Raw genomic sequence first — 19,034 nt, 5'->3', positions numbered from 1 at the left:
TCTTGCCGAATGCCTGAGAAAAATCAACGACTCTGCTTACGAAGCAGATAGATAAAGTACGGCGCACCAATAAACGTCGCCAGCAGGCCAGCAGGTACTTGATCCGGGAACAGGATCATTCTTCCACACCAGTCAGCCGCCACCATCAGCATCCCACCTAATAACGCCGACATAATCAACTGCGGCATCGCACGTCTAAAACCAAGCATGCGTGCGATATGCGGTGCCATTAATCCAACAAAACTCAGCGGCCCAACGGTCATCGTTGCGGCTGCGGTTAACGTTGCGGCCAGCAAAAGCAGAGCAAAGCGTGAAGGTGTCAGAGCCATACCGATGGCTCGCGCGGTTGCGCCACCCAGCGGCAGAATCATTAGCCAACGGCGGCACAGCGGCGTAAGGGCAAATAAAATCACCATCAGGATAAGCGTTCTGACGGCCTGATCGCCGGTGACGTTATACGTCGAGCCGGAAATCCAGGTCAGGATCCCCGCCATACGCGGATCGCCACTCGCCATCAGCAGCATTAATAGCATGGTAAACGCGGTACTGAGCGCCATCCCTGCCAGCAGCATACGCTGTGGGGAAAATCCGCCGCGGCTGGCGGTGACCATAATCACCATCAGAGTCACTGCAGCCCCCAGGCTGCCCGCCGGGAACAACCATCCGAACGCATTACCCGGCACGATAAACAGCATCACAACTACGCCGAATGCCGCGCCGGAACTGATACCTAAAACTTCCGGGCTTGCCATCGCGTTGCCGGTCAGACGCTGAATGACACTCCCCGCAACCGCCAGCATCATGCCCGCCGTTAGCGCGGCTAACACACGTGGCCAGCGCCACTGCAACAGGTCGTGGAACATCGAACCGCTAACCCAATTCCAGCCGTATGCATCACGCCCCAGCGTCAGAGCAGTTACGATCACCAGAGCCAGCACGCCGCTGCCAATTAACACCCACCAGACTAAATGCTGGCGCTCAGAAGGCACGTTATCGCCCTGATTCATGGCTGGTGTGCCAACGGTACGCAGGCGAGGCAGCAGCCAAAGCAGTAGAGGCGCACCAATCAGAGCCGTCACCGTACCGGTGGAAATTTCACGCCAGGCATTCGTCAGCCAGATAACAGACTGATCCGACAGCCAGAGAATCAACGCCCCAATCACCGGCGCGAGGAACAGGCGTGCAACCAGACGCCTTGCGCCGAGCATTTTTGCCAGCAGTGGCGCAAACAGGCCGATAAAACCGATAATCCCAACCGCATTCACCAGCAGCGCGCTGATAGCAATGGCCAGCACCAGCGTAGCCAGACGCACCATCGAAAGCGCCAGGCCAAGATTACGCGCTACACCGTCGTCCAGCCCCATCAACGTTAGCGGGCGCAATAACAGCAGCGTTAATAACAAACCGCCGACCAAGCGCGGCCACAGGCCGTTGACGATATCCCAGTCCTGCTGATTGAGCGAACCGGTGCTCCACAGGAACATATTCTGCAATTGGTCATGGTGGAAAATGGCGAGCAGTTGATTTACCGCACCGCAATACAGGCTCAGTACCAGGCCTGCAAGAATCAGCGTAACCGGGGATAAACGCTTGCCCCATGCCACACCAAACACCAATAAGCCAATTACGCCCGCACCGGCTAATGCCGCAAACTGTTGGGTCGCAAAGCCACCGGGCAATGCCCATAGCGTGGCAACGGTAACGCCTAACTGAGCGCCGCTCGCCACGCCAAGCGTTGTTGGTTCGGCAAGTGGGTTACGTAAGACCTGCTGGAACAGCACACCCACCAGTCCAAGCCCTGCCCCGACCAGCAAAGAGATAGCCAGGCGCGGCAACAAGCTGTAGTGGAATAACATCTGGTTGATGTTATCCATATCGGGTTGCCACCAGGCGGCTGCCCACTGCGCTGAAGGCAATTGCGCATTCAGGTTATGGAGCGTCAGCGCGCAGGCAATAATAAACAGCAGCGCTAAAAGTATTGATGGGAACAATGCATGACGATTTCTCACGCTTTACTCCCTATCGCTTTCGCAAGCGTAGTGGTGAAGTTCATAGCGGAAAGGGTCGCGCCGTAAAGCCAAACCGGAGGAACTCGCTGGAAGCGGTTTTGACGAACAAATGGCATGGCGTTCCACAGTGGCGTCGCGGTTACGCGCGCCATTTCAGCATCGTTATTATGATCAAAGCAGATCACATCGGCGTCTTTGACTTCGGCTAAACGCTCGAGTCCCACTACCGCACTTCCCCAGAAATTCGTTTCGCCAGACCAGGCGTTTTTCACGTCCAGCAAATCCATCACCTGCTGGAACAGGCTGTTCTTACCAATGATCAGCGCGTGGCGAGAATCCAGGAGCGTCATCAGTAATACCGGCTTGTCGCCGCGTGCGGCAAAGCGGGGTTTCATCTGCTCGATAAACTGGTCGAATTTCAGCAGGTGCTCGCGGGCCGCCTGCTGCATTCCCAGTTTCTCGCCAAGTTCTGTAATTGACTGGCGGGCAACGGTCAGCGGTTTGCCTGAACCATCATTGAAGTTAAAACCCATGCCCGGTGCGATACGCGCCATTTTTTCAGGCGAAGGACCATAGCCTGCGGAATAGAGAATCAGCGACGGTTTTAATTGGGTGAGAAGTTCGAGATTAGGTTCGGTACGCAAACCGACATCGATAATACCATCCGGCAATTTCGGCTCGCCGACCCAGGACTGGTAATTGGCGATATCCGCCATCGCATAAGGCGTGATGCCTAGCGCCAGCATCAACTCAACCGGTAACCATTCCAGCGCCACAATGCGACGAGGATCAATTGAAGCTGCGTGTGCAGTGCCCATTTTGAGCAGTAGCGGAGAGAGCGCCAGGGCGGCTAGCAACTGGCGACGACTCAATAAAGGATTAATCAATTCAGGCATCAGTAAACGAAGCTCACCGGTGCCGCACCCGCAGGATGAGGCAGAATGCCCATCGGAATGCCATAAATTTGTTCAAGCGTTGCGCTTTGCATTAATTCAGCAGGCGTTCCCTGCGCAATCATTTCGCCCCCGCGCAATGCAACGAGATTATCGCAGTAGCGGGCCGCCATGTTGATATCGTGCAAAACCGCAATCACCGTCAGGCCGCGCTGCTGGCTCAGTCGGTGGATCAGCGCAAGAACGTCAACCTGATGGGCAATATCTAACGCCGAGGTGGGTTCATCCAACAGCAGGCAACGAGTATCTTGCGCCACCAGCATGGCTATCCACGCGCGCTGGCGTTCACCACCGGAAAGGCTATCAACCAGGCGATGCGCGAAAGGCTTCAGCCCAACCAGGGTAATGGCCTCTTCAACCCGTTCTCTATCCGCCACGCCAAAACGACCGAGCGCACCGTGCCACGGGTAACGGCCAATCGCCACCAGCTCACGTACCGTCATGCCTTCTGCCGCCGGAAGTTGCTGCGGTAAATAGGCAACTTTGCGCGCAAACTCTTTGCTGCTCCAGCTATCCAGAGATTGATCGTTAAGATTAATTTCACCATCAGAAGGCTTCTGATGGCGGCCAAGCATTTTCAGCAATGTCGATTTGCCAGAACCGTTGTGCCCAATCAGGCCAGTCACTTTTCCAACGGGAAAGGTCATCGACAAAGGATGAAGGAGCGTACGGCCAGGAACACGGAAGGTAACATCAGTGAGGCTAAACGTGGTATCGGGATGAAGCTGTTTGTCCTGCATGGTAGCCATCTTTGTTGATGGGCACGGCGAACCGTGCCCGAATACACTTAGAAGCGGAATGTTGCCGTCGCAACAACCTGACGCTCAGCGCCCCAGAAGCAACCGTAGGTATTGAAGCAGCTTGCAACATACTCACGATCGAACAGGTTGTTCACGTGAACAGCGACGTTGGAACCCGCCATGCCCACACGTGCGAGATCGTATCTGACGAGTGCATCCACAACGGTCGCACTACCAACCTTGAAGGAGTTCGCCGGATCGCCAAAGCTTGAGCCTGTGAAGCGACCACCGGTCCCCAAAGTAAGGCCTGAAAGAGCACCATCAAAGAAGGTGTAATCTCCCCAAACAGACGCCATATGTTTTGGCACCTGCGCTGGAGTATTGCCTTTATAGTTGGTATCCGTGGTGTACTCAGCCTCGGTGTAAGTGTAAGAACCTACTACGTTGACGCTCGCAGACAGTGCCGCTTTCGCTTCAACTTCAACGCCACGTGAACGAATCTCACCACCTTCAACCGAGAAGAATGAACCTGCAGGGTCAGCCATCAGGTTGTTGGTTTTGGTCAATTGGTAGACCGCACCGGTCAATACAATTGGACGATCGCTCGGCACGTATTTCAGGCCCGCTTCGTACTGCTTACCTTTAGAAGGTGAGAATAGTTTACCCTGCGCATCGGTCTGAGAAGCCGGTTCGAAGGATTCGCTGTAGCTGAAGTACGGGGTTACACCATTATCAAACAGGTAGTTAACGCCACCACGCCAGGTGAACTGGGTATCGTCACGTGTGGACGTGGTATTGAGAACACGATTATAGGATTCCTGATCGGCCCAGTCGTATCGACCGCCCAGAGTGACCAGTACTTTATCCCACTGCGCCTGGTCCTGAACATACAGGCCCGTTTGCTTCTGGCGGTTCAGGATCTGATACGGACCGGAGTTAGCCGGATCTTTCGAATTGAAATCAAAATCGGTGTACACCGGATTGTAGAGGTCTAGCAGCGGTACGGAGTCGTCGTAACCAAACCAGGAGTTGATGTCGTTACGCATACGCATAAAATCAACACCCGTCAGCAGAGTGTGGTCCACTTCGCCGGTGGCAAATTTGCTCTGCAATTGGGTATCAACTGTGAAGTTTTGCAGCTTCTCATCATCAACCACGTATTTACGTGCCAGATAATGACCTTTGTCCGCTGGCGCTAACGCCGCACATTGCTTGCTAAAGCCGTTAGCTGGATCGGAACAGACGCCGTAACCGTAGACGCTGTTTTGCGAAGTTTTGTTCTCAGCAAAGCGCAGGTTCTGACGCACGGTAAAGGTATCGTTGAATTCGTGGTCGAAGCTGTAGCCGACCATTTTCTCATTACGAGAATAAGTATTGTTCTTCGCACCTTCATTGAAGTCGGTCGGCAGACGATCGCCATTTGGCAGCGGCTCGACCGTTCCCTCTTTTGGCAACCAGCCGTAGTAACCGGTTTCCGGCTCATTCTGGAAGTAAGAGAGGAAGGTGAAGTTGGTTTTATCATCCGGACGCCAGGAGAAAGATGGCGCGATGGCGTAACGCTGCTCTTCCGCACGCTCCTGCTGCGCATTGTTCGAACGCGCCACACCGGTCAAGCGATAAGAATATACGCCGTCATCATCCAGCGCATCGCTGAAGTCAAAGCCAGTCTGGAACAGGCTGTCGGTGCCAATTTTGAACTGGATCTCTTTCAGCGGTTCCGTGGTCGGACGCTTACTCACCATGTTCAGCAAACCGCCAGGGCTGCTTTTTCCGTACAGCACAGAAACCGGACCACGCATGATTTCAGCGCGCTCAAGCATATAAGGATCAATCACCGCGTCGTTATAGAAGTTGCCCTGCATCTTCATACCGTCGAGGTAGTTATTTTGACTTTGACCATCGGCCGCAAAACCGCGAATTACAAGATAGTCATAAGTGTTTGAAGCACCGCGGGTTCCTACTGCAACGCCTGGGGTATAGCTTAATGCTTCTTTCACCGATCTTGGCTGATGCAACGCCATCTCTTCGGCGGTCACCACAGAAATCGACTGAGGTACCTTTTCAATAGGTGTGTCGGTTTTGGTCCCGGTCGCAGACTGACGCGCCGCGATCGTGGCTGCAGGTCCCCATGCACTTTCTTGCGGAGCTGATGCCGAAACAGTAATGGTATCTTCTTTAGTCGTGGTGCTGTCTGCTGCAAATGCTGATGCACTCACACCGCTCACAGCGGCAGCAACAAAAAATGCAAGTTTACGGACTGAGGTATTGACTGGTTGTCCAGTGGTTGAACGCGCCATTTTGATTTCTCTGATGAAGTGACGAATGATAACGTAAACGATAATTATTATTATGCCCGCAGAATAATAGACGAAACGGAAAGCCCATAGCAAGTGGATCACATCCCTTCAAAGACTGAGGGAATAATAATTAACCAGAGTAAATGCAGGGATTTAACAAAAAAGAAAAGCCCCCGTTACAAACGGAGGCTTTGTCAGAAAACAGCGAGGATTATTTACTGCCGAACATGTCTTTAATCCAACCGGCAACGCCATCACTTTGCTCTGGCTGCTGCTGTTGCGGTTGCTGCTGCTGTTGAGGCTGCTGAGTTTGCGGCTGCTGTGACTGACTAAACGGATTGTTATTCTGCTCGGCCTGCTGGCTTTGCTGGCACAATCCATCTGGATTCGTCGTCCACACCGGCAGCACGCGATCGCCACCGCCGCCACACTGGAAGTAACCCGCGCTATCAACGCCCATATCCACGATATCTTCCGGTGGATTGAGCACCAGTGGAATTGGCGTCTGGTTAGCCAGGTAGCGCTGGTAGAGCGACATCGCCCCGCTCGCACCATACAATTTCGTCGGCTGGTTGTTGTCGCGCCCAACCCAGGTAATGGCAACTTCTTTGCCATCAATCCCGGCAAACCAGGTATCGACATTATCGTTGGTGGTACCCGTTTTACCTGCCAGATGCAGATTCGGGTATTTGCCTCCCAGCGCACGCCCGGTACCGCGAGCGATAACCTGCTGCATGGTAAAGAGCGTCATGTAGGCCGCCTGTGGTGGCACGGCCTGTTCAGCCTGCGGGAAACTTTGATACAGAACGGTACCGTCTTCCGCAATCACCGAACGTAAGGCCGATAGCGTTGCGCGATTACCGCCGCTGGCGATAGTCTGGAACGCCTGCGCGACCTCAATTGGCGTCAGGTTGAGCGCACCCAGTAACATTGCCGGAACCGGATGCAACTGCTCTTTCGGCACGCCAAGTTTAATCCAGGTGTCCGTTACCGCAGGCAAGCCGAGCGCCATACCCAAATTAACGGTTGGCACGTTCATCGAACGGGTCAGCGCATCCACCAACATCACCTGACCGCTATAGCGACGATCATCGTTTTGCGGGGACCAAACCTGACCATTCGGCTGCTTGAGCGCGATTGGCGCATCGGCAATCCAGGTATTCAGGCGATAAGCATCCGGCTGGCTTAATGCCGTCAGATAGGTCGCAGGTTTTGCCAGAGAACCAATAGAACGACGCGCCTGCATCGCACGGTTAAAGCCAGCAAACTGCGTCTCTGCACCGCCAACCATCGCACGAACTTCACCGGTTGAACGGTCAACAATGACCATTGCCGCTTCAAGATCTTTCAGCTTACGCGAGGCGCGCAGAACCGGAACACCTTCGCTCACCGCTTTTTCTGCCGCATCCTGAGAAACGGAATCAAAGGTGGTGAAAATCTTAACGCCGGAGAGGTCTTTAACTTTATCGCCAAGTTTGGTCTGAAGTTCGTTACGCACCATCTGCATAAATGCAGGCTGCGGCGAAATCACCCCACCACGCGGTTGCACGCCTAACGGACGCGCGCTCAGCATGTCGTAAAGCTCCTGGTCGATCACCTTCTGCTCTTGCAGCAGGCGCAACACCAGGTTACGACGCTCCAGCGCCAGCTTCGGATTACGCCACGGGTTGTAGATCGACGCGCCTTTCACCATACCCACCAGCAAGGCTTGCTGGTCGAGGCTCAGCTCTTCCACCGGGCGGCCAAAGTAATAAAGGCTCGCCAGCGGGAAACCGCGAATTTCGTTATCCCCGCTCTGGCCGAGATAGACCTCGTTCAGATACAGCTCAAGGATGCGATCTTTACCGTAACGCGCGTCCATGATCAGCGCCATGTACGCTTCGTTCGCTTTACGCCAGTAGGTACGCTGGCTGGACAAGAACAGGTTTTTCACCAGCTGCTGCGTCAGCGTACTTGCGCCTTGTACGGTGCGACCGGCAGTCAAGTTTGCCAGCACCGCACGGCCAATGGAGAAGAAACTAATCCCATCATGCTCATAGAAATGACGGTCTTCGGTCGCGATTAGCGTATCGACCAGCAGATCCGGGAAACCGGTACGCGGCACAAACAGGCGCTGTTCACCATTTGGCGATGACAACATAGTTATCAGGCGCGGATCCAGACGGAAGAAACCGAAGCTGCGGTTGTTATCCATGTTCTGGATGGATTCCAGATGATCGCCATCAAAAATCAGACGTGCGCGGATCTGCCCTTCTTTACTGTCAGGGAAATCAAACGGACGGCGGATCATTTCGATGCTGTTGCCCTGCACCGTAAACTCACCAGGACGCGTCATCTTCGTGACCTGACGATACTGAGTGGCTTCCAGAAGGTTAACCATCTCTTTTTTGCTGTACGGCATGTCTGGCTCAAGGTTCACCATTCGGCCATACACGGCCGCGGGTAACTGCCAGACTTTGCCATCAATGCGGGTGCGGATTTTCTGGTCCAGATAGACGCCGTAAATCACAAACAGCACCACAAAAATGACAAACAGTTTTACCAGGAACCAGAACCAGCGGCGTTTTTTACGCGGCGGACGGCCGTTACCACTGCCTTTTCCTTTACGTGGCGTACGTGGCGGCATCGGCTCCTCGTCATCATAATCATCATCGTAATCCTCGTCGTACTCCTCATCCCGGACACGACGGCGGCTTACTTTCTCTTTTACAGGACGTGAAGGTTTTCCTTTACGGCCAATTGGTTCGCGGTCATTCCCCGCCATTGCTTTCTCCACCAAAAATAAGGCGCACGGCCTGATTCTCCTTTGTCCTGCTTAGTGAGCAGAACAAGAAATCTCTCAAAGTTATTGGTACTTTTTAGTTCGCCGCGTGGGCAGCGCATCTGCTGGCGAATCCGGCCAGACGTGTTTGGGATAACGTCCTTTCATCTCTTTTTGCACTTCCCGATACGCACCATTCCAGAAAGCGGTTAAATCACGTGTTATCTGTAAAGGGCGATGTGCCGGGGAGAGCAGCTCCAGAACCAATGGCATTCGGCCTTCGGCGATGACGGGCGTTTGTGCCTCACCAAACATTTCCTGCATACGAACAGCAAGAACTGGCGGGTTTTCATCATCATAGCGAATGGCTATCTGGCTCCCGGTCGGCACAGTGTAATGAGTTGGCAGCGCACTATCCAGACGAACACGTGCGTTCCAGTCGAGCAGGTTCTGTAACGCGCGTGTGACATCTATGTTTTTAAGGGCGCGCAGGGAGTGTACACCATGCAGCTCGGGTAATAACCAGTTGTCTAAGTCGCGCAACAAAGCGTCGTCTGAAACATCAGGCCAGGCAAGCTCCGGCAGCCATTTTGCCGCGCAGGCCAGGCGAAGACGCAACTGCTGCGCCTGCGCAGACCAGTTCAACACAGTCAGACCTTTCTCGCGAATGCCGTTGAGCATCGCCTGATGCAGCTCGTCTTCTGAAGGTTTTGCCAGCGGCTGGACTTTTAACACCAGTTTGCCAATCTGCACGCGGCGAAATGCTTTTAGCGTGCCCTGGGTTTCATCCCATTCCACGGAATCGCTCTGGGTCAACAATGCAGGGCACTGCGCCGTCAGGACGTCAATTTCCAGAGGAATCGCCTGCAAAATACGCGCATCCGGCGTGTTACTGCCCTGCAATAATAAAGGCGCTAATAACCATTCGTAACGGGTTAGCGGGTCGTCCTGGTTGAGCATCGCCCCCATCCCGTTGGCGAGTTGATACCGGCCATCCTGCCCTCTGCGCCGGGCAATACGATCGGGGAAAGCATGCGCCAGCAGCGGTGCGACAAGCGAAAAATCCACTTCGCCACCGCGGCTATTGAGCCGTTTCAACAATTGGGCACTACGCTGCTGCCAGTTATCCTGACGACGGCTAAACGCGTTTCGTAAATCGCTATCCTGGCCGCGCGGCGGCTCTTCAAGAATGGCGACAAGCCGCGCCGCCGTTGCCTGTTCGTCAGCAGTTTTAGCATTCACTAACAGCGCGGCAAAACGCGGTTCGTTCCCCAGATTCGCCATTTTCTGACCAACAGCCGTTAGCCGGTTTTGCTCATCTAACGCATTGAGCTGGCGTAACAAAGCGCTTGCAGCGGCGAGATTTACGGCGGGCGGCGCATCAAGCCAGGTAAGCTGATGCGGATCCTGGCAGCCCCATTGCCGTAAATCGAGCAGCAAACCCGCGAGATCGCTTTGCAATATTTCTGGCTCGCTTTGCGCACTCGCGCGTTCTGCCTGTTCGGCGCTGGTTAAATGCAAACAGATACCGGGCTCCAGACGCCCGGCACGCCCCGCCCGTTGAATCATCGACGCCTGGCTAATTCTTTGCGTAATAAGCCGCGTTAATCCGGTACGAACATCAAAGCGGGCGACACGTTCCTGAGCACAATCAACGACCAGGCGGATGCCCTCGATAGTCAAACTGGTTTCGGCGATATTGGTCGCCAGCACGACTTTGCGCATCCCCTTCTCCGCCGGAAGAATCGCCTTACGCTGTTCGCTTAAAGGCAGCGCACCGTATAGCGGGCAAAGCTGCACATCGTTGGCAACACGTTCTTGCAGTTGCTGCTGAACGCGCTGAATTTCCCCTACGCCTGGCAAAAACAGCAGCAGCGAGCCGGACTCTTCGCGCAGCAAGTTCGCCACCGCAATCGCCACGGCTTCATCAAAACGTTGATGGGTGGAAAGCGGACTGTAACGGCGCTCGACGGGGAACGCTCGCCCTTGCGAGCTGATCACCGGTGCGTCAGGCAAACACTGCTGAAGCCGTGAATTATCAAGGGTTGCCGACATAATCAGTAATTTCAGATCTTCCCGTAGACCCTGCTGCACATCGAGCAGCAAAGCCAGCGCCAAATCGGCCTGCAGGCTACGTTCATGGAATTCATCAAGGATCACCAGCGCCACGCCTGAAAGCTCAGGGTCGTGCTGAATCATGCGCGTCAGAATCCCTTCGGTCACCACTTCCAACTGCGTTTTTGGCCCGACACAGGTTTCCGCCCGCATCCGGTAACCGACCGTTTCACCCGGCTTTTCACCGAGTAATTCTGCGAGGCGCTGCGCAACGTTGCGTGCCGCCAGGCGACGCGGCTCCAGCAGCAGAATACGGCCGCCTAAGTTTGCCTGCTGTAAAATCTGTAGCGGCAGCCAGGTCGATTTACCCGCACCGGTTGGCGCGCTCAGTAAAACCTGCGGGGCATTTTGCAAGGCGTTGAGAATATCGGGTAGCACTGCGGCGACCGGTAATGACGGCACGAACGGCTCCAAAAAGGTATTATGCAAAGTTCGCTAGTGTAGCATCACGTGAATCTATAACCGAGAGACCCGACCATGGCTGAAACTCGCCGCCTGTTTTTTGCCCTCGAATTGCCCGCGCAGGTACAAAAACAGATTATTCAGTGGCGCGCCACACAGTTTCCGGAGGACACCGGGCGCCCGGTTGCGGCCGCGAACCTGCATCTGACGCTGGCCTTTTTGGGCGACATCAGCGCGGAAAAACAAAAAGCCCTCAGCCAGTTAGCCGGAAGGATCCGCCAGAACGGTTTTACGCTGACGATTGATGATGCCGGGCAGTGGTTGCGCTCAAACGTCGTGTGGATTGGCCCACGCCATGCGCCCCTGGGCCTGATTCAGCTAGCGAATATGCTACGCGCCCAGGCGGCCCGCAGCGGTTGTTACCAGAGTCCGCAGCCGTTTCATCCACATATCACGCTGTACCGCAACACTTCGCGCGCGGTTGCCATTCCGCCGCCCAATTTTCGCTGGCAATTCAAAGTTGAAGAGTTTGCTTTGTATGAATCCGTATATAAACAAGGGCGCACGCGTTACCTGGAACTGCAACGCTGGTCATTAAGTAATAAGGAAGAGTAAATGGAATTTCACCCGCAGCTACAGCAGGCCACGCTTATCAAACGCTACAAACGCTTTCTGGCCGATGTGGTTACGCCTTCCGGAGAGGAGTTGACGCTCCACTGCCCTAACACCGGCGCGATGACCGGCTGTGCCACGCCGGGCGATACCGTCTGGTATTCCACATCAGCAAATCAAAAGCGCAAATATGCTCATACCTGGGAATTAACTGAAACACAAAATGGCGATTTTATTTGTGTGAATACTCTTCAGGCAAATAACGTGGTTAAGGAAGGTCTTAGGGAAAATCTCTTTCCAGAATTAAGCGGCTATAACACTATTTTAAGCGAAGTAAAATACGGCGCAGAACGCAGCCGCATCGACTTTATGTTACAGGCAGATTGCAAGGTTAACTGCTATATTGAAGTGAAATCAGTCACGTTATCACAACAAGGATGTGGGTATTTCCCGGATGCCGTAAGCCTTCGAGGGCAGAAGCATCTGAGGGAGTTGATGAACGTGGTTTTGCAGGGCGAACGTGCTGTGCTGCTGTTTGCAGTCTTGCATTCTGCAATCACTCAGGTTTCCCCCGCACGCCACATCGACGCGAAGTACGCGCAATTGCTATGTGAGGCGCAACAGTGCGGAGTAGAAATTATTGCTTATAAGGCCGAACTTTCTGCCGCAGGGCTCACTCTAACTTCGCCGTTGCCTGTCTGTTTATAATTTCTTAATAAAGAGCAGTTAACGTTTGAGTGTTTTGTGTGCTGGCGGCTCGCGTAAATACGCTTTTCTTCACAGGCTTGTCAAGAGAGGAATTTATATAATTGCCATCCTGAAAAGCATCTGCTATTTATAGCGGCCTGATTTTCCCCCGACCAGGGGACCGATAGTGCGTGTTAAGGAGAAACAACATGCAAGAAGGGCAAAAGCGTAAAACATCGTCCCTGAGTATCCTCGCCATCGCTGGGGTGGAGCCATATCAGGAGAAAACGGGCGAAGAGTATATGAACGAAGCCCAGCTGTCGCACTTCAAGCGTATTCTTGAAGCCTGGCGTAGCCAACTTATGGATGAAGTTGATCGCACGGTAACGCATATGCAGGATGAAGCAGCAAACTTCCCGGACCCGGTAGACCGTGCAGCCCAGGAAGAAGAGTTCAGCCTCGAACTGCGTAACCGTGACAGGGAACGTAAACTGATCAAGAAGATCGAGAAAACCCTCAAGAAGGTAGAAGACGAAGATTTCGGTTTCTGCGAATCTTGTGGCGTTGAAATCGGCATTCGCCGTCTCGAAGCTCGCCCGACAGCTGATTTGTGCATTGACTGTAAAACGTTGGCAGAAATTCGCGAAAAACAGATGGCCGGCTAACGGCTCGCGATGTCATCACTTTTAAAGGCGGGAGTCTCTCCCGCCTTATTCATTTCTGACTTCCAGAAACTCCCGGAACAATGACTGCTCCTCACTACATTGGGCGCTTTGCCCCCTCGCCTTCGGGTGAACTCCATTTTGGTTCGCTTATTGCCGCCCTCGGCAGCTACCTGCAGGCTCGCTCGCAACAAGGGCGCTGGCTGGTTCGTATTGAAGATATCGACCCCCCACGTGAAGTGCCGGGCGCGGCGACCACGATATTGCAGCAGTTAGATCATTATGGATTACATTGGGATGGCGATGTTTTATGGCAGTCCCAGCGGCATGAAGCCTACCGTGAAGCCCTCGCATTTTTGCAGCAGCAAGGCCTGAGTTATTACTGCACCTGTACCCGCAGCCGCATCCAACAAATTGGCGGTTTCTATGATGGGCATTGCCGCACCTTAAACCACGGCCCTGAAAATGCCGCATTGCGGTTTGTGCAACACCATCCGGTATTACGTTTTGAAGATAAGCTGCACGGAACCTTAATCGCCGACGAACAACTGGCCCGTGAAGATTTTATCATTCACCGCCGTGATGGGTTATTTGCCTATAATCTTGCTGTAGTCGTGGACGATAACTTCCAGGGCGTGAGCGAAATTGTGCGTGGGGCAGATTTAATTGAGCCAACCGTTCGGCAAATTTCGTTGTATCAACAGTTTGGCTGGACGGTGCCGGATTATGTGCATTTGCCGTTGGTGCTAAATGAAAAGGGTGCCAAGTTATCTAAGCAGAATCATGCGCCAGCCCTACCGCAAGGCGATCCACGCCCAGTGATTCATGCCGCGCTGGCATTTTTGAATCAGCCAGAAATAGCCCACTGGCAAGATTTGACGCTCAGTGAGCTACTCAGCCAGGCGGTGCAAACCTGGTCATTGGAGGCTGTTGTTCCAGAGTCGTCGTGAATACGAGATTCTCAAATGCCACACACTGAGCTATGATTAGCCGCTGTTTTTTTTGTCCCTATGATTGACACTGCCGAGGTGTACTATTTTTACCCGAGTCGCTAATTTTTGCCGCAAGGTGCTTAACCGCGATGACGTCGTGGCCGAGGAGAATGAAGATCTCCCGCAAATCACGGTAATTCCGCGTGATCAGCACGCTCTGTCCCGCAAAGATATCAGTGAAAATGCCCTCAAGGTGCTCTATCGTCTGAATAAAGCAGGCTACGAGGCTTACCTCGTGGGTGGCGGTGTCCGTGACCTGTTGCTTGGCAAACAGCCGAAAGACTTTGATGTCACCACCAGCGCCACGCCGGATCAGGTGCGTAAACTGTTCCGCAACTGCCGCCTGGTAGGCCGCCGCTTCCGTCTGGCTCACGTCATGTTTGGGCCGGAAATCATTGAAGTCGCCACTTTCCGTGGTCACCACGAAGAGCAGAAGTCTGATAAACAGACCTCTCAAACAGGCCAGAACGGCATGCTGCTGCGCGACAACATCTTTGGTTCCATCGAAGAAGATGCTCAGCGCCGCGACTTCACCATCAATAGCCTCTATTACAGCGTGGCTGATTTCTCGGTTCGCGATTATGTCGGCGGCCTGCGTGACTTACGCAATGGCGTTATCCGCTTAATTGGCGATCCTGAAACGCGCTACCGTGAAGACCCGGTGCGCATGCTGCGCGCGGTGCGCTTCGCCGCCAAGCTGGATATGACGATTAGCCCGGAAACCGGCGAACCGATTCCGCGTTTAGCCACCTTGATTAACGACGTGCCCCCTGCACGTTTGTTTGAAGAGTCCCTGAAGCTTCTGCAAGCGGGCAACGGTTACACCACGTATGAATTACTGCGTGAATACCAGCTGTTCCAGCCGTTATTCCCGACCATCACCCGCTACTTTACCGAGCAGGGTGACAGCCCAATGGAGCGCATCATCGCTCAGGTGCTGAAGAATACCGATAACCGCATTCAAAACGATATGCGAGTTAATCCCGCCTTCTTGTTCTCCGCCATGTTCTGGTACCCGCAACTGGAGATGGCACAGAAACTGACCCAGGAAAGCGGCCTTGCCTACATGGACGCCTTCGCGCTGGCGATGAACGAAGTGCTGGATGAAGCCTGCCGTGCGCTGGCGATTCCAAAACGTATTACGACGCTGGTTCGTGACATCTGGGGCTTACAGCTTCGTCTGTCTCGCCGCCAGGGCAAACGCGCGTGGAAGCTGATGGAGCATCCTAAATTCCGTGCGGCTTACGATCTGCTGGCCCTGCGTGCTGAAGTGGAAAACAACCAGGAATTGCTGCGTCTGACCAAATGGTGGGGCGAGTTCCAGGTGGCCGCGCCACCGGCACAGAAAGGGATGCTGGATGATTTAGGTGATGAGCCTGCGGTACGCCGTCGTCATCGCCGCCCACGTAAACGTGCACCGCGTAGCGGGGGAAGTGCATGACACTGGCGTACATCGCCCTTGGCAGCAACCAGGCGTCGCCGCTTGAGCAAGTGACTCATGCGCTCGACGCCATTGCAACCATTCCGCACAGCCGGGTGGTTGCCACTTCTTCGTATTACCGCACGCCACCGCTCGGCCCGCAAGACCAACCCGATTACCTGAATGCCGCTGTCGCGCTGGAAACTGAATTGTCTCCAGAAGCATTGTTGGCCCATACTCAACGTATTGAACTTGAGCACGGGCGAGTGCGTAAAGCAGAACGTTGGGGGCCGCGCACGCTGGATCTCGATATTATGCTTTTCGGGAATCAGACGCTCGCTACTCCCACGCTTACCGTGCCGCATTACGATATGAAAAATCGTGCATTTATGCTGGTTCCTCTTGTGGAAATTGCCCCGAACTGTGCGTTTCCTGATGGCCTGCTGGTGGCTGACGTTTTAAAGAATCTCTCCCAGGAAGGGATTACGTTTTGGTAACGACCAATCCATTCCTTTGTTAAAGTAGCAATCGTTTTCTTACCCTTTAAATCCAGGGCTTACCATGAAACCAATCACCATGTCTCAGTTGCGCCAATGGAAACAGGCTCAACGCAAATTCGCAACCATCACTGCTTATGATTTCAGCTTTGCAAAACTGTTTGCCGATGAAGGCATTGGTGTGATGCTGGTTGGCGATTCATTAGGGATGACCGTTCAGGGGCACGACTCAACTCTGCCCGTCACCGTAGAAGATATCGCTTACCACACGCGTGCGGTACGTCGTGGTGCGCCAAACTGCCTGTTGCTGGCCGACCTGCCGTTTATGGCGTACGCCACACCCGAGCAGGCGTTTGCCAACGCCGCCGAGGTTATGCGTGCCGGTGCGAACATGGTCAAAATCGAAGGTGGCCGCTGGCTGGTCGATACCGTCAAAATGCTGACTGAACGCGCGGTGCCGGTCTGCGGGCATCTGGGCCTGACGCCGCAGTCGGTAAATATTTTCGGTGGCTATAAAGTCCAGGGCCGTGACGAACTTGCTGCCCAAACGCTGTTTGACGATGCCTTAGCACTCGAAGCAGCAGGCGCCCAGCTATTAGTGCTGGAATGCGTTCCCGTTGCGCTGGCAAAACGTATTACCGAGGCGCTGACGATTCCGGTTATCGGTATCGGCGCGGGCAACGTGACGGACGGGCAGATTCTGGTGATGCACGATGCTTTCGGCATTACCGGCGGCCATATTCCAAAATTTGCCAAGAACTTCCTCACCGGCACCGGTGATATGCGTGCTGCGGTTCGCCAATATGTTGCCGAAGTTGAATCCAGCACCTATCCAGGTGAAGAACACAGTTTCCACTGACAGGAGAAGGGTTGTGTTGATTATCGAAACGATACCGCTGTTACGTCAGCAGATCCGCCGTTGGCGCCAGGAAGGTAAACGCATCGCGCTGGTGCCTACCATGGGGAATTTGCACGACGGGCATATGAAGCTGGTCGATGATGCAAAAAGCCTCGCGGATGTAGTGGTCACCACTATTTTTGTTAACCCGATGCAGTTTGACCGCCCGGATGATTTAACCCGTTATCCGCGCACCTTGCAGGAAGATTGCGAAAAACTCAATCGCCGCAAAGTGGATTTGGTTTTTGCCCCTGCCCCAGCAGACATTTATCCGAAAGGCCTGGATTCACAGACGTTTGTGGAAGTTCCGGGGCTTTCTACCATGCTTGAAGGTGCCAGCCGTCCCGGGCATTTCCGTGGCGTTTCCACCATTGTCAGCAAATTGTTCAACCTGGTGCAGCCTGACATCGCCTGTTTCGGTGAAAAAGATTTCCAGCAAGTCGCCGTGATTCGCAAGATGGTGGCAGATATGGGCTACGACATTGAAATCATTGGCGTACCAACCGTGCGTGCCAAAGACGGTTTAGCGCTAAGTTCACGCAATGGTTATCTGACGGCAGATCAGCGCAAAATCGCGCCGGGCTTGCACAAAGTCATGCAAACTCTGGCGGATAAACTGCGAGCCGGTGAACGAGACACGGAAGAGATGCTGGCGATTGCCGCAACCGAGCTGAATGAAAAAGGCTTCCGCTCAGACGACCTGCAAATCCGTGATGCGGATACCCTGCTGGAGCTGAATGTCGAGAGCAAACGCGCCGTGGTATTGATGGCCGCCTGGCTTGGGCAGGCGCGCTTAATTGATAATATTCAGGTTGAGCTGGCGCAGTAGACAGCGCTGAGAAATCGGGCAATACTGCCTGTCCACAATTATTCATAGAATTGATGAAATCGATTCTATTTGGACCCCGTAAGAAAGGTTTAATTTTATGATACGCACCATGCTGCAAGGCAAACTTCACCGTGTCAAAGTGACCCAGGCGGATTTGCATTATGAAGGCTCCTGCGCCATCGATCAGGACTTCCTTGAGGCGGCAGGCATTCTGGAATATGAAGCCATTGATATTTACAACGTCACCAACGGTAAGCGTTTTTCAACCTACGCTATCGCTGGCGAGCGCAGTTCTAAAATCATTTCGGTTAACGGTGCCGCAGCGCATTGTGCCGACGTCGGCGACATCCTGATTATCGCAACTTACGTTACGATGCCCGATGAGCAAGCACGTAGCTGGCAGCCTAAAGTCGCTTATTTCGATGGTGACAACGAAATGAAGCGCCTGGCAAAAGCCGTACCGGTTCAGGTGGCTTAAAGCCCGCCTTTTGGCGGAATAAAAAGCACCGAGAGATAAAATCTTCGGTGCTTTTTTTTGGAAAGGTTATAACCAAAAGCGTCACCCAAGCGAACATAGCTCTATTCAATCAGGGAACGTCAATAGACTTCTGAGCCTTATACTTTTTCAGGCATCGCCGAAGAGTGGTGGCTGGAAATCAGCCACTCATTTCCATCCCAGCGATAGGTAAAGGAGTAGCGCGCAGAAACTTGTGTTTTGTCTGCGAAGGTAAATGTATAGGTACCGTTATCCATAGCAGTATTGCAATCAATATGGATAGTACGGCTATCAATTTTACCCTGTGGTTTTTTCTCCAGGAAGTGCTCAAAATAATCAACGCGCTCTGCTTCTGTTAATCTTACCTTGTTGGAAACGGTAGGTAACAAGACACTATCGGAAAGATAATTAGCGGCAACTTTATGAGCATCTCCGGTCTGCAATGATTTATTCCAGCGCTCAAAAAGATTTTCAATGTCTTGCTTTTCCGCTTTGTGACAGATCGCTGGCGAAGCTATTGCAGCACTGCTTAAACAAAATAAAGTAACAGCCATGGCCTTATGGGCTAAACGCATTTTAATATTCCTTTAATTATGTTTTGTTTACTAAGTGAATTAAATACCGTGAAATAATTCCAACGCAATTTTATTTACTACAAATTACA

General features: G+C 53.4%; 15 protein-coding genes and 1 pseudogene. 9 read left to right on the top strand and 7 right to left on the bottom strand.

Annotated elements, in window-relative coordinates; translation table 11 throughout:
• Positions 1–23: 23 nt before the first annotated feature.
• The 6 genes from fhuB to hrpB form a co-directional block, all read right to left on the bottom strand.
• Entirely contained in the window at positions 24–2,009 is a 1,986-nt protein-coding gene (gene fhuB / locus AB1E22_RS13365; protein ID WP_367595740.1) for a Fe(3+)-hydroxamate ABC transporter permease FhuB, read from the bottom strand.
• Entirely contained in the window at positions 2,006–2,905 is a 900-nt protein-coding gene (gene fhuD / locus AB1E22_RS13360; RefSeq protein ID WP_367595739.1) for a Fe(3+)-hydroxamate ABC transporter substrate-binding protein FhuD, read from the bottom strand. The genes fhuB and fhuD overlap by 4 nt, the downstream gene beginning before the upstream one ends.
• Complete coding sequence (gene fhuC / locus AB1E22_RS13355; protein WP_367595738.1) at positions 2,905–3,702, bottom strand: Fe3+-hydroxamate ABC transporter ATP-binding protein FhuC; 798 nt, start codon at positions 3,700–3,702, stop codon at positions 2,905–2,907. The genes fhuD and fhuC overlap by 1 nt, the downstream gene beginning before the upstream one ends.
• A 47-nt stretch (positions 3,703–3,749) precedes the next feature.
• Positions 3,750–5,999 (bottom strand): ferrichrome porin FhuA, encoded by a 2,250-nt coding sequence (gene fhuA, locus AB1E22_RS13350; protein ID WP_367595737.1) that lies wholly within the window; start codon positions 5,997–5,999, stop codon positions 3,750–3,752.
• A 211-nt stretch (positions 6,000–6,210) separates the two neighbouring features.
• Entirely contained in the window at positions 6,211–8,763 is a 2,553-nt protein-coding gene (mrcB, locus tag AB1E22_RS13345; protein ID WP_367595736.1) for a bifunctional glycosyl transferase/transpeptidase, read from the bottom strand.
• An 81-nt stretch (positions 8,764–8,844) separates the two neighbouring features.
• The gene (gene hrpB / locus AB1E22_RS13340) at positions 8,845–11,277 is read right to left on the bottom strand and encodes an ATP-dependent helicase HrpB (RefSeq protein WP_367595735.1); all 2,433 of its coding nucleotides are present in this window, start codon (positions 11,275–11,277) and stop codon (positions 8,845–8,847) included.
• Between the two features lie 75 nt (positions 11,278–11,352).
• Here hrpB and thpR point away from each other — a divergent pair, with 75 nt between their 5' ends.
• From thpR to panD, 9 genes and pseudogenes are all read left to right on the top strand, one after another.
• Positions 11,353–11,892 carry an RNA 2',3'-cyclic phosphodiesterase gene (gene thpR / locus AB1E22_RS13335; protein WP_367595734.1) on the top strand — a complete coding sequence of 180 codons (540 nt, stop codon included), beginning with the start codon at positions 11,353–11,355 and terminating at the stop codon, positions 11,890–11,892.
• Entirely contained in the window at positions 11,893–12,597 is a 705-nt protein-coding gene (gene sfsA / locus AB1E22_RS13330) for a DNA/RNA nuclease SfsA (protein ID WP_367595733.1), read from the top strand.
• A gap of 188 nt (positions 12,598–12,785) precedes the next feature.
• Positions 12,786–13,241 (top strand): RNA polymerase-binding protein DksA, encoded by a 456-nt coding sequence (gene dksA, locus AB1E22_RS13325; RefSeq protein ID WP_183272810.1) that lies wholly within the window; start codon positions 12,786–12,788, stop codon positions 13,239–13,241.
• A gap of 80 nt (positions 13,242–13,321) precedes the next feature.
• A pseudogene (gene gluQRS / locus AB1E22_RS13320) lies at positions 13,322–14,217 on the top strand (tRNA glutamyl-Q(34) synthetase GluQRS).
• A gap of 56 nt (positions 14,218–14,273) precedes the next feature.
• A complete protein-coding gene (gene pcnB, locus AB1E22_RS13315; RefSeq protein WP_367597374.1) occupies positions 14,274–15,671 on the top strand; it encodes a polynucleotide adenylyltransferase PcnB in 1,398 nt (465 codons plus the stop codon).
• Positions 15,668–16,147 carry a 2-amino-4-hydroxy-6-hydroxymethyldihydropteridine diphosphokinase gene (gene folK, locus AB1E22_RS13310; RefSeq protein WP_367595731.1) on the top strand — a complete coding sequence of 160 codons (480 nt, stop codon included), beginning with the start codon at positions 15,668–15,670 and terminating at the stop codon, positions 16,145–16,147. The genes pcnB and folK overlap by 4 nt, the downstream gene beginning before the upstream one ends.
• 64 nt (positions 16,148–16,211) lie before the next feature.
• Positions 16,212–17,006: a 3-methyl-2-oxobutanoate hydroxymethyltransferase gene (panB, locus tag AB1E22_RS13305; RefSeq protein WP_367595730.1), complete on the top strand. Its 795-nt coding sequence runs from the start codon at positions 16,212–16,214 to the stop codon at positions 17,004–17,006.
• Positions 17,007–17,019: 13 nt separating this feature from the next.
• Positions 17,020–17,874 carry a pantoate--beta-alanine ligase gene (gene panC / locus AB1E22_RS13300; protein ID WP_367595729.1) on the top strand — a complete coding sequence of 285 codons (855 nt, stop codon included), beginning with the start codon at positions 17,020–17,022 and terminating at the stop codon, positions 17,872–17,874.
• A 97-nt stretch (positions 17,875–17,971) separates the two neighbouring features.
• A complete protein-coding gene (panD, locus tag AB1E22_RS13295; protein WP_367595728.1) occupies positions 17,972–18,352 on the top strand; it encodes an aspartate 1-decarboxylase in 381 nt (126 codons plus the stop codon).
• A 137-nt stretch (positions 18,353–18,489) separates the two neighbouring features.
• Here panD and AB1E22_RS13290 read toward each other — a convergent pair whose 3' ends face one another.
• A complete protein-coding gene (locus tag AB1E22_RS13290; protein WP_367595727.1) occupies positions 18,490–18,945 on the bottom strand; it encodes an SgcJ/EcaC family oxidoreductase in 456 nt (151 codons plus the stop codon).
• Positions 18,946–19,034 lie beyond the last annotated feature (89 nt).

Source organism: Buttiauxella gaviniae (assembly GCF_040786275.1).
Lineage (GTDB): Bacteria > Pseudomonadota > Gammaproteobacteria > Enterobacterales > Enterobacteriaceae > Buttiauxella > Buttiauxella gaviniae_A.
Note: the sequence above shows the minus strand (reverse complement) of the source record. Positions and strands in the feature narration are given on the sequence as shown.